The 11,445-nt window shown below is 41.9% G+C and carries 7 protein-coding genes; 3 read left to right on the forward strand and 4 right to left on the reverse strand.

All coding sequences use genetic code 11. The features are described 5' to 3' along the window. Window positions 1-149: 149 nt before the first annotated feature. The 3 genes from AC5JM2_RS28165 to AC5JM2_RS28175 form a co-directional block, all read right to left on the reverse strand. A complete protein-coding gene (locus AC5JM2_RS28165) occupies window positions 150-1,340 on the reverse strand; it encodes a glycosyltransferase family 4 protein (protein ID WP_495838221.1) in 1,191 nt (396 codons plus the stop codon). Window positions 1,341-1,564: 224 nt separating this feature from the next. Next, complete coding sequence (locus tag AC5JM2_RS28170) at window positions 1,565-2,782, reverse strand: glycosyltransferase (RefSeq protein ID WP_495838222.1); 1,218 nt, start codon at window positions 2,780-2,782, stop codon at window positions 1,565-1,567. Between the two features lie 673 nt (window positions 2,783-3,455). Next, entirely contained in the window at window positions 3,456-6,080 is a 2,625-nt protein-coding gene (locus AC5JM2_RS28175; protein ID WP_495838224.1) for a M1 family aminopeptidase, read from the reverse strand. 443 nt (window positions 6,081-6,523) lie between these two features. Between AC5JM2_RS28175 and AC5JM2_RS28180 the strand changes: the two genes are divergently transcribed. The 3 genes from AC5JM2_RS28180 (at window position 6,524) to AC5JM2_RS28190 (ending at window position 10,416) form a co-directional block, all read left to right on the forward strand. Beyond that, window positions 6,524-8,194 carry a DUF3352 domain-containing protein gene (locus AC5JM2_RS28180; protein WP_495838226.1) on the forward strand — a complete coding sequence of 557 codons (1,671 nt, stop codon included), beginning with the start codon at window positions 6,524-6,526 and terminating at the stop codon, window positions 8,192-8,194. Window positions 8,195-8,530: 336 nt separating this feature from the next. Then, window positions 8,531-9,445, forward strand: a complete 915-nt coding sequence (locus AC5JM2_RS28185; RefSeq protein ID WP_495838228.1) for a class I SAM-dependent methyltransferase — start codon at window positions 8,531-8,533, stop codon at window positions 9,443-9,445. A gap of 8 nt (window positions 9,446-9,453) precedes the next feature. Then, window positions 9,454-10,416 (forward strand): PrsW family intramembrane metalloprotease, encoded by a 963-nt coding sequence (locus AC5JM2_RS28190; RefSeq protein ID WP_495838229.1) that lies wholly within the window; start codon window positions 9,454-9,456, stop codon window positions 10,414-10,416. Window positions 10,417-10,522: 106 nt separating this feature from the next. On the opposite strand, the gene AC5JM2_RS28195 is transcribed toward AC5JM2_RS28190, so the two are convergent. Beyond that, the gene (locus AC5JM2_RS28195) at window positions 10,523-11,395 is read right to left on the reverse strand and encodes a 6-carboxytetrahydropterin synthase (RefSeq protein ID WP_495838231.1); all 873 of its coding nucleotides are present in this window, start codon (window positions 11,393-11,395) and stop codon (window positions 10,523-10,525) included. Between the last annotated feature and the right edge of the window lie 50 nt (window positions 11,396-11,445).

Consider the following 11,445-nt stretch of genomic DNA (forward strand, 5'->3'; position numbering starts at 1 on the left):
TACAGTATACGCTGCGCTCGCCGAATGGCGCGCCAGTCACCTAAAAGGTCACAACAGCCTCCTTTTGGACAAATCTGACCAGTTGCTGTCCAATTGGAAACTTACTTGGTGCAGCGGCGTCACAAATGACAAACGACTACCTAACTTACCTATTTTTTCCCAATAACCTCCGCAAGTCCAGTTTGCCTTTGTTGGTAAATATTTACTGGTTCGGGGGAGGAAATAAGTGTTGTATAGAGTTTGAGGGTTTCGTTCGTGATGTGATCCCAGCTATAGTTCAGTTGTACATGTCTTTTTGCATGCACAGCCATAGCTCTTAGTTCTTGTGGGTGATGTATTGCCCAGTCTAAGGTGTCAATAAAAGAGCTGAGGTTTCCAGCTTCAAACAACTTTCCGCGACCTCCACTAATTAATTGCTTGTGAGGTGGGATGTCACTTGCTACGACTGGTATCTCTTCCTGCATTGCCTCTAACATTGCTAGAGGTAGTCCTTCTAGATTAGAGGGAAGGACAAATAACCCTGCTCCCCGGACAATTTCCCAAAGACGTTGTCCTCGAAGTTCGCCTGCAAAGACAATATTTGGATTATTTGCAACCTTTTGTAATAGTTGTGATGTGAATGATTTCGTATCGCTCACACCACCCGCTAGAACGAGTTTCCATCCAGGAGGATTCAAAGCAGTAAAGGCATCAACTAGCAAGTCAGGACACTTTTCTGGTACCAATCTACCCAAAAAGACAATATAGCGCTTTTGCTCAAGACCTAATTGAGTACCGTAACCAAAATTGGGATCTGACTCACCATACCTGGCTGGGGCGTTGGGGATGTAGACTGTCTCTCTACCATAAGTTTGCAAAAAGTAGGTTTGGAGCACATTGGATACGACTATCAGTCCGTCAGCGAAACGAACAGCAGCCTTTTCTCCCATTTGAATAACGCGAGTTGAAAAGCTCCCCCATTTAGCACGTTGCCAATCTAAACCTTGACAGGTTACGACAATCTTTGCACTATTGATAAGTTTTGGTAAACAAGTGAATAGAGATGGACCAAGAGCGTGAAAATGAATGATATCGTATTTTGTGTTAGAGGCTGCTAGTGCTCCTAGTGCTGACGTCACTAAAGCATCCACTCCTCTTAAACCGAAACCAGGTAAAGAGATAACTTGGACGCCCTGATAGTCGTAACGGTCTTGCCAGGAACTGTCCGTATAAGAGGAGCGGGCAAATAAATCAACAGAGTGTCCTTGTTTTACCATACGAGGATACACTTCTGCACAGTAATGCTCAATGCCGCCCTGTTTGGGAGGTAGACCTTTTGCACCAATGACAGCAATTTTCATACTAGTTAAGTCGTGCTAGTTTTGTGATGTAAAAGCATGTACAAATCGAAATCAATTTACATTTTGTAACAGAGATGAAAACAACAACACAAGACGTGGGAACACAAGAAAGTTCTGTTTCTCTGTTTCAATTTCTGAACTCTAAAAAAGCATTGTCTCTCCCTGATAACTATAATTTTTCGTCTTTTATATTTCCTTGTTTTTGTTTTGAGAGCGCATTCTGTTCAGACCTGAATCGCAATGCTATTGCGCTGTTCCCAGCGATTTAGCATTTCGCTGTAAACCTGTTGAACAACCGTACTCGCTGCATAAGGCTTCGCAGTCTGCACGCAAGATTCTGTCGGATAATCTCCTGGATGCAGGAGTACTTTCCGTAAAGCATCTGCTATGCACCTAGGCGTTCGTTCAGAACAAACAACCCCACTCTCAGCAGTTAGTAATTTTGGGGTTTCACCACATTGAGTCGTGACGACTGGAGTCCCACTCCCAAGCGCTTCTAAAACCACCAAAGGTAGACCTTCGTATGCACTGCTGAGGACAAAAACATTGCAGACACGATGAAGCTGTGCGAGTTGACTTTGAGTCATTGCTCCCAGCATCGTAACCTTATCTACAAGTCCTAATCTTGCAATTTCCGCACGCATTTCTACTCCTAACTCGCCATTCCCCGCTACAAGTAGGTGAGTATGAGGCTCGTTTAAAGTAGCAAACGCACGTACTAGCAAAATCGGGTCTTTTTGAGGATGAAGCCTCCCAGCAAATAAAATAAAACGAGTCTGTTCATCCACACCTAGCCGAGACGCCAGTTCTCGCCTTTTGATTTCTCGTTCATCTTCTTTTAACGGGTAAAAAATTCCATTGTCAAAAGAATTTTTGATGTACGCAATTCGGTCTTGCAAGCTAGGATAACGCTGCTTATATAGTTGCGCTGCATCAGTATTACACGAGAGAATTTGGCCAAACTGACGAACTAACAAACCTTCTAATGCAAAATATGCAGCAGGAAATCTTCGCCAAAGAATAGCTTTTTTATCACCAGCTGCTTGCATTTGCGTCTGTATATCATTGTGGATAAACAGAGTTTTCTCCCCCTGCCAATTAAGAGCTGCTATTGTTGGCTCTATCCTGTGAAAATGCATAAAGTCGGAAGCAAAACGACGCCCTAAAAGGGCTGCGGTATATTTTAGCGTTGTTGGAATTAAGCTTCGGACGTTATCATCTTCCAGTGTAAATAAGGGCAAAAAAGCAATTTCTCTACCTGCAAATTCTGCTTGTTGCCATTTACCAACAGGGTTTTTTGGATCAATATTTGTTCCTACAAGTTTTACCTCAAACTCGCTGGGGGCGTATTTGATAAATGTATTTATGAGTGTTTGTATACCTCCGATTGTGGCGTTCCAAGGATTGAACTGGTAAAAAATCGTGAGAACAGGTTTACGCATGGGGACTACCCTGCACAACTTTTGTACAACAAATCAAATGTTTTTCAATTGTCAAAAAGCACTCAAAAACTTTAAATATATCCTCCTACACACTAAAGAAATTTGAGCGTTTTTGTATTCCTCCGATAGTCATAATCAACTGGGTTAAATATCAGTATCATCTTGGCATATTGTAAGATTTATAACCACTGGCGTACAAACACAGAAAGAGTTTTCTACCTTCAGAAAAGGCACATAATTTCTATGTGATTTTTACACTTAGGTCTAATTACATTTATCAAATAGTAATATTTCTGAAGCCAATTTTTACTTCATAAATCTGATCTTTACAAAATCTTTATAATGATTGTATAAATTTTACACCACTAGTATCAACATTATGGTATGCTGTTTTCTTTATACACTTATGAAAAAACAGATAAAATTTACAGCAATTTAATAAACCTAATTGTAAAAAAAAAGGAGGTTTTGAACTCTGTCTACGTCCAAATGTGGAAAGATGCTTGAAGAAAGCAGAACTATTCAAAGCAGCTATGGTGAAGGTCAGAGCATGAGTGGAGAATTCAAACCCCCACTCAAAGTCTTGACCACCAAATCTGCGATTTAGTGGTCAAGAGCAAGCAATATTGGCTACCCCATAGAATCAGTAAACACCGAAGCGCTGTTATATCTGTTACGACTTAGATTTTGCTTCTAAGTTTTCTAAGCGGCTTCTGAGTTCTTGGTTTTGTTGTTTAAGTTGGTCAAGTTCAGAACGTAACTGACGAAGCGCATTTTCGGAACCAATGTTGGTTTGCACCTTGGAAATCTCTTCCTCAGCGTAGCGACGTACGCGCCCATCTGGTGTTTGGTCAGCCAAAGCTTGCAAAATTCCAATTGCTTTGGCGATTTCCATTTGTCCAAGGGCTGCGACTACTGCTATTTGAGTTAAAAAGAATGTTTCGTTGGAAATTTCTGTCAATCGCTCTAAAACACGTTCCACATTCGCACTACTTTGACCAACAGAAATCTTTCCAAGAGCGCGAATTGCGGCTAAACGCAAGGGTTGTGGTACACCAAGGTGGGTGTATTCCATGAGAAGATTTAAAGCGGCTTCTGAGGTTTTGAGTTCGGCGAGACCTGCGATCGCACCACTGCGTACGACTTCATTCCAACCCGCCTTTTCTTCCAAAACGGATTTTAGCAGCTTGATCACCTTTGCTTCCTTTGGTTTATCTTCTGTTGTCCCAGCCCCTATGACTCCTACAGTACGAGTTGCTGTGGCTTCTACATAGTAGCTAGGATCGCCTACCTCCAACAGTTCTTTCAACACCTTATAGCTTTCATGAGTTTTGACCTTTCCAAGTGCTTCCACCACAGCACGGCGCACGTATGAACTCTCATCCTTTAAACCAACAACCAACTCATCAAAGACTTGATCAAGCTTGATTTCTGCAAGTTGTTTAGCCACCTCGACGCGTACACCCCAGAAGGGGTCATTTTTGAGTGCAGCAGACAGCGCTTTTAGGGCTTTATTACCGCCTTTTTTCGCCAAAGCTTCTGCTGCTAAAATGCGGGAGATAGGGTTGGGATCAAATTCCAACTGCGCTTTCAATTCTGGTAGTGGGTATTCCAAAGACACCGTTTTCAGGTAGTGATTCCCCACATCAAAGCTGATAAATTGAGGTTTTTGCTCAAGAGGGAAATAGAAGCTTTGTTCTAGTTCATTCACTCGTACTGTAAAGGTTTTAAGGTCACAAGATCTAGTATGTGAAGCAGTCAAAGAGGAAGTCTCAAAGTCTGGTTCTTGGACGTACCCAAAACCGATAGGGATTTTTAAGTCAAATAAATCGCTACTATTTCCGACACTTGCTTGAGTTTGAGTCACGCTTATCTTAGCCAGCTTGCTATCAGAATCCCAGGAGTAAGTGACTTTAAAATCAGGATGACCACCTCGATAGACATACTGGTCAAAAAGAAACAACAGATTGCGTCCAGTTGCTTTTTCAATCGCCCGTAATAAATCAACTGTTTCCACAGTTTTGTGGGCATTATCCCGTACAAATGTCTGAATTGCTTTCCAAAACAATTCTTCTCCCAATTGGATCCGAATCATGTGATAAACACATGAGCCTTTTTCGTAGATGTGACGGTCATAAAGTTCAATAGCTTCCCGGTAAACATGGGTGACCATTGGACGGCGATAGCGAGCACTATCTTCAGCCAGATAACTGCGAGCTTCCTGTAAACGATAGTATATGGCTTCTTGAGCACCGTACTCATGCTCTGTCCACATAACTTCGGAGTAAGAAGCCATCCCCTCCTTGATCCAAGCATGAGACCAATGCTTAATCACTACCAAATCACCAAACCATTGGTGCGCCAGTTCGTGGACAACCAAGCTTTCTGTGTTGCGGTTATCTAATGCTGCTTTCTCATCCAACAAACATCTATCAGTTAACAGTGTAGCAGATGTATTTTCCATTCCCCCAAAGATGAAGTCGTCAACACAGACTTGAGCGTATTTGGGGTAAGGGTATCGATAGCCATATTTTTCGCTCAAAAACTCTATCATTTGGGGAGTTTTGCCCATACTACGTTTGGCGTCTTCTTCACGACCTTTTTCAACGTAGTACGTGACGGGTATTGTGTTCCACTCATCACGAATTTCGGCAAAGTCACCGACTGCTAAAGTCATTAAGTAGGTCGGATGAACTTGCTGCTGTGACCAGTGGTAGATTTTGTCGTCACCAAGTTCATCTGTAGCAATAAGTTCCCCGTTGGAAATTGCTATCAAGGGTTTGGGGACGCGGATGCGAATTTCAGAAGTAGAAAGTTGTCCGGGGTAGTCAAAGCAAGGGAACCAGAAGCGGGAGTCTTCGTCTTCTCCTTGAGTCCAAACTTGGGAAGGTTTATGAGGATAGTGTTTGTCGCTTTGGATAAAATACAAACCGCGTTGTGGTTTGTCTGCTGAGTAATCGATCGCAATGACAATGGACTTGTCAACTTGTGTAGGTGGTTCGAGTTGGATAGATAACTGTTGTCCATCGTAGTCAAAGTTTTGCGCTTTTCCATCCACTTGTACTGATTCGATACCTAAGTTGACAGCATCTAAATTTAAACGGTCAATACCGTAGCGGATTGGTTTAAGTGTTATGCTACAACGACCTTGGTATTTTTTGTTAACGATATCCAGACTGAGATCTAAAAAAATATGCTCTACTTGTCCAGGATGATCTGGATTGTAATGCGGTTTTGCCCCAGGTAACTCAAAAGTTTTATACTGTGTTTTTTCTGTATCAAAAAAATGTTGTGACATTGATGTTTACTGAATCTTGGTAACCCTGAAAATTCCTTATGAATGTTGTAAGGAAAAACAGCTTGATCGCGTGTTATCCCTATGTCAACTTAGGATACACCCTGAACATTTTGTACACTGTTGTCATTGAACATACAGTGTTTGGCTCCTAAGCAATTAAAATTCTGTAATAATATCCTGATGGTTTTATATAGCTTAGAATAGCTTGTTACCACCAAAAGGAATATATTTTTCAGATAAAGAACAATATCATTTGTAGATTTGTTCTTAACGCTTTTGAAGTACTACTTAGAGCGCTATTATACCCATATTTTCTCAGATTGACAATCTGATCACTAAATCCCCATAAACCAGTGCAGCCAAGTTTAGTGAATCCGCAAAATCCACAATGACATTCTGACTAAGATCTAGGATAATTCGTTGAGCAAAAGGGAACATTTACAATGCCCGAAAGTCGGTCAAAATTTATAATTCCTGCTGTTAGTACTGCCATAGTTGTGGCAGGAGGAATAGCAGCATATGTGTATTTGAAAGGTGGTCCCTCTGGAGATATTTCTGATGTTTTGGGCGCTGCTAAAGTTGTGCCAGATGAAGCAATTTTGGCAACTTACATTTCTACTGAGCCAAAAGTTTGGGCAAAGTTGGAGCAATTTGGCACTCCCGAAGCACAACAGATAGTCGCACAAAATTTGGAAAACTTAAATAAAAAACTGTCAAATGATGGCAACATTTCTTATGAAAAAGATTTAAAACCTTGGGTTGGTGGTGTTATGGTTGCCATGCTACCCTCAAGTCCAGCAAAACCCGCTGCACAGAATGCTCCGCAAGCGACACAAGATTCTAAAATTTTGATTGTGGTGGGAATCAAAGATAAATTGGGTGCCTTGAATTTTGCTAATAAATTGAAGGCACAAAAAGAAGTCAAGGTAGAGGAAACTGACTACAAAGGCGAAAAAATTATAGAAACGACTGGTAAGAATGAGCACAATTATACAGCGGTTTTAAATACGACTTATGTTGTCATTGCTCCGGAAAAGCAATCTGTAGAGCACGCAATTGACACTTATAAAGGTGAACCTTCTTTTGCAAGTAAAGAAGGTGCAAACAATATGTTAACAAACGGTGTCAATGTAGACAACACCTTAGCGCAAATTTATGTACCTGATTATCGCAGCATGGTACAGCAATTAATAACCGCAAATCCGAACGCCACGCCGATTTCTCCAGAAAGCATGAAGCAATTAAAGCAGATGAAATCTATGGTGGCGAATGTAGGAATTGATAATGCGGGTGTGCGGCTCAAAGCCATTGCCAAGTTAGACCCAGAATTGGTCAAATATCAGTATGAAAACAGTTCTGCTGATGTGGTATCTCAATTTCCTGCTGATACAATCGCCATGTTGAGCGGAAAAGGAATCAGCAACTGGTGGTCAGCGCTTGTGGAACAATCAAAAGATACTCCTGAGTTGAAGCTTACGCTTGAACAAGCTCGATCGCAACTGAAATTAGTCAATATTGACCTGGATAAAGAAATTTTCGGGTGGATGGATGGAGAATTTGGTTTTGCTGCTATTCCGTCAAATCAAGGTGTGTTGGCGCAGCTTGGTTTTGGGGGAGCGTTAGTTTTCCACACAAGCGATCGCAAAATGGCCCAAAGCACCCTCAACAAACTGGATGACTTTGTGAAAGCACAATCAGTCAATGTTGCAAAAAGAAATATCGGCGGTAAAGAAGTTACAGAATGGCTGATTCCTCAACAAGGAGCTTTATTAGCACACGGGTGGCTAGATAATGACTCCGTATTTGTCACTATTGGTGGTCCGGTAGCCGAAACCCTTTGTGATCGTAAAGGTGAGTCTTTAGATGATAGCAACAATTTCAAAGCTGTTACTAGCACTCTCCAAAAGCCTAACGGTGGATATTTTTACTTAGATATGGACAAAACCGTACCTCTGTTAAATCGTCTTGCCACTGCACAACAGCAGCCTATGACTCCTCAAACAAGTGCTATTATAAGTTCCATTCGCGGTTTGGGTTTGACTGCTACTAGCCCCGACAAAACAACTACCGAAGTTGATATGTTGCTTGCACTGAAGCCGAAAACAGGGAATTAGCTCCGACTGCGAAAAGTCAATTTTTAGGAAAATAAAACCACAGATGCACACAGATTAATTATCTGTGTACATCTGTGGTTTTTATACGGCGATGCTGTGTTTGTGCCGCTAAATGCCAACAGTCTAGCTCAAGCGATCGCCTGGAACAATGGCTATACCAAATCTCACCAACTGAACCATATTGTGCTATATAAGGTTTTCAAAGATTTTTGGTAAATTAATCTTTTGAGTAATCGATGACGCGAACGATGGGATATATACTTCTGCAATATGATTCAAATAGACAGGCTTTCTCCTGATTCCAAAGGTAGACAATTCATTTGACCAACTTTACTGATGAACACAGCTGTAAAAAACACTCCCGGATTAGCTTCGCGTTTTGTAAATGGCGTTCTGGCAATCAAGCCTTTAGCCAGTTTAGCCAAGCATCAAGCTAGGCAAATGATGATTAAACGCGCTAAGAAAATAGGAGTAAATTGGCTCGAAGAAGCACAAACGCTACAAGCGCGTAATTGGCAAGCTGACTTCGCGAAAGTACAAAATCCCAAGCTTTCTTACCCAGAATACTACCTGCGGTCATTCCACGCTTACGAAACAGGAAATCTCAGTTGGGAAGCGGCTTCGGAAGTAGAGTCGGCGGCTTATGCTGTCCATGCCAGAATTTGGCAGGATGCTGGGGCAAAGGGCGATCGCATGCTGCGCCAAAGTTACCATGACATCATCAAACAGCAAATTCCCCAAGAACCACAAGACATCCTAGATTTGGGGTGCAGTGTGGGTTTGAGTACTTTTGCCTTACAAAAAGTTTATCCCGATGCCAAAATTACGGGTTTAGATTTATCTGCCTACTTCTTAGCCGTTGCTCACTACCGTAGCGAGCAGCACCATGTTAATGTTAACTGGATTCATGCAGCTGCTGAATCTACTGGGCTACCAGATGGCTCATTTGATTTAATTTCCATTTTTCTGATGTGCCACGAACTGCCTCAAGCAGCAACTAAACAGATTTTTGCTGAAGCCAGACGTCTACTGCGTCCCGATGGACATCTGGCAATTATGGATATGAATCCCAAATCTGAAATCTACAAAAAAATGCCGCCTTACATTTTGACGCTCCTCAAAAGTACTGAACCGTATCTTGATGAATATTTTACGTTGGATTTTGAGCAAGTGATTGTAGAGGCGGGGTTTAAAACTCCCACTATCACTCCTAACAGTCCCCGTCACCGCACTATTATTGCTCAAGCGTAAAGACGTAGATGCTACGTTCCTACATGGAATTGTTGTGTGCAGCCATACCACCCCTACTGCTTCTGCTCTACTACTATTACCGCATTCCTTCTGCCCCTTCTTTGATGCGGCTGCTGTTTTTCTTTGTGTTAGGAGCAATATCTGGTGTTCTTGCTTTTCAGCTAGAAGGGGTTTTTGAAACAGTCGCCAATAATTTTGTTGACTGGGAAAGAATGCAGCGTGTTTTCGCAGGTGTTGTTCTGCGACAACTTATAGAAGTCGGTCCTGTTGAAGAAACCTGTAAGCTGGTAGCGGTGATTGTCCCAACTTACCTTTTCCAACCTCGATACCGATTTCGCCCCACTTCTGTTTTTCTATTTACCATAGCGGTTGCCCTTGGATTCACTGCCCAAGAGAATTGGATTTACCTTTCTCATGACACGGCACCAATTTTTGAGCGAATTATCAGCACACCAATTCATGCCATGTTTTCTGCCCCTTGGGGGTATGTCCTGGCAATATGTATTAGCGAAAACATTTCTTTGTATGGATATCGGCAGTTTTTGCCTGCGGCTTGGCTCAATGCTGTGATTTGTCATGGTTTAGTGAATGTTCTATCTATGAGCGATCGCTATCCAATACCACTAAATTTGCTCAATTATGGCTTGTTCCCGTTTCTGTTGTGGATGTTTTGGCGACTACAGCAGTTACAGGTAAGGGTGCAAGGCGAACTTCCAATAATTCTGATTTCTGGATACACACCTAAACAGCGCTTCCAACAACGTACCTTGGTGCTGTTAGCTTTGTTGCTGGCTGGAAATGCTCTTTTTGGGCTATTTCTTTTAGTCAAAAGTCTGAGCTTTTTGAATCTATCTCAGCTTTTTGACCGTGATGTTGTGTCATTTATACTTAGCCGCTTATTGCTAAATGCAGGTTTTGGACTTGTAGCATGGGTGATTTATACCTCTTTGCGACGTTCAGCACGTCGTTGAGATTTTTAATTTGTAAACAATTTAGGCTTATACCAACCAGCTACGGCGGCAGATTCGCTGCCGACAGTAGTAGTAGTAGTCGCTCACTGTTTACAATTCGAGGCAGCTACAAGCGTACTAACACAGGTTGATTTTGTGCAGCATTAACTGAGTTGGAATCTGACTCAGTGCAATAAATTTCGCAGGAGTTATTCGGAGTTTCCATTAATTTTACTTTGTATAGTGTCGCTCCTAATTCCTGGATAGGCGATCGCAGCAGGTGACTGATACAAAGTGCAATATTCTCAGCAGTGGGAACAACTTCAGCAAAGTATGGAACGTCTTTGTTTAAGAAGCTGTGGTCAAATAGCTCAATAACGTACTCTTTTATAGCTTGATTCAAAGCGCCCAAATCAATAATCATCCCAGTGCGTGGATCGATCTCACCTTTGACAGTCACTTCTAAATGATAGTTGTGCCCATGACCGTTGGGATTAGCGCACTTACCGTAAATCTTGAAGTTTTCTTCGCTGCTAAGACGAGGATGAGCTAGCTGATGGGCGGCGCTAAAATAAGTGCTGACTGTGAGGTATGCTTCCATGCCGTTTCCTAAATAATCAGCCCAAAGTTCGGGATGTTCAAAAAGCTGTATACGCACTAAAGGTAAATCGGGTGCAAGCCGTTGCCAAATTACCCTTGCAATGTTTTCTGGGGTGGGTAGAGTTTGTTGAAACTCTGACCATACATCGTTGAGATAGGAAAAGTCCAGTTGACTGGTCACTTTTCGGTTAATAACGTGTTTGACGTTGGACAAGTTGAGAATCATGCCATATTCATCTAATTCTCCAATGAGGGAGACAAATAAGACATAATTGTGTCCATATCCGGGAAATTTTGAACAAGCACCAAATTTATGAATATTTTCTGCTTCACTCAGTTCTGGCAACCAATAGCGATGACTTGCTGAAAATTGAGCCCGACGACTTATAATACATTGCATAAGCAAGCTGGGAGTAAAATTTAAAATTTCTTAAATCTTACTGCTTCCAG

Source organism: Brasilonema angustatum (assembly GCF_059505445.1).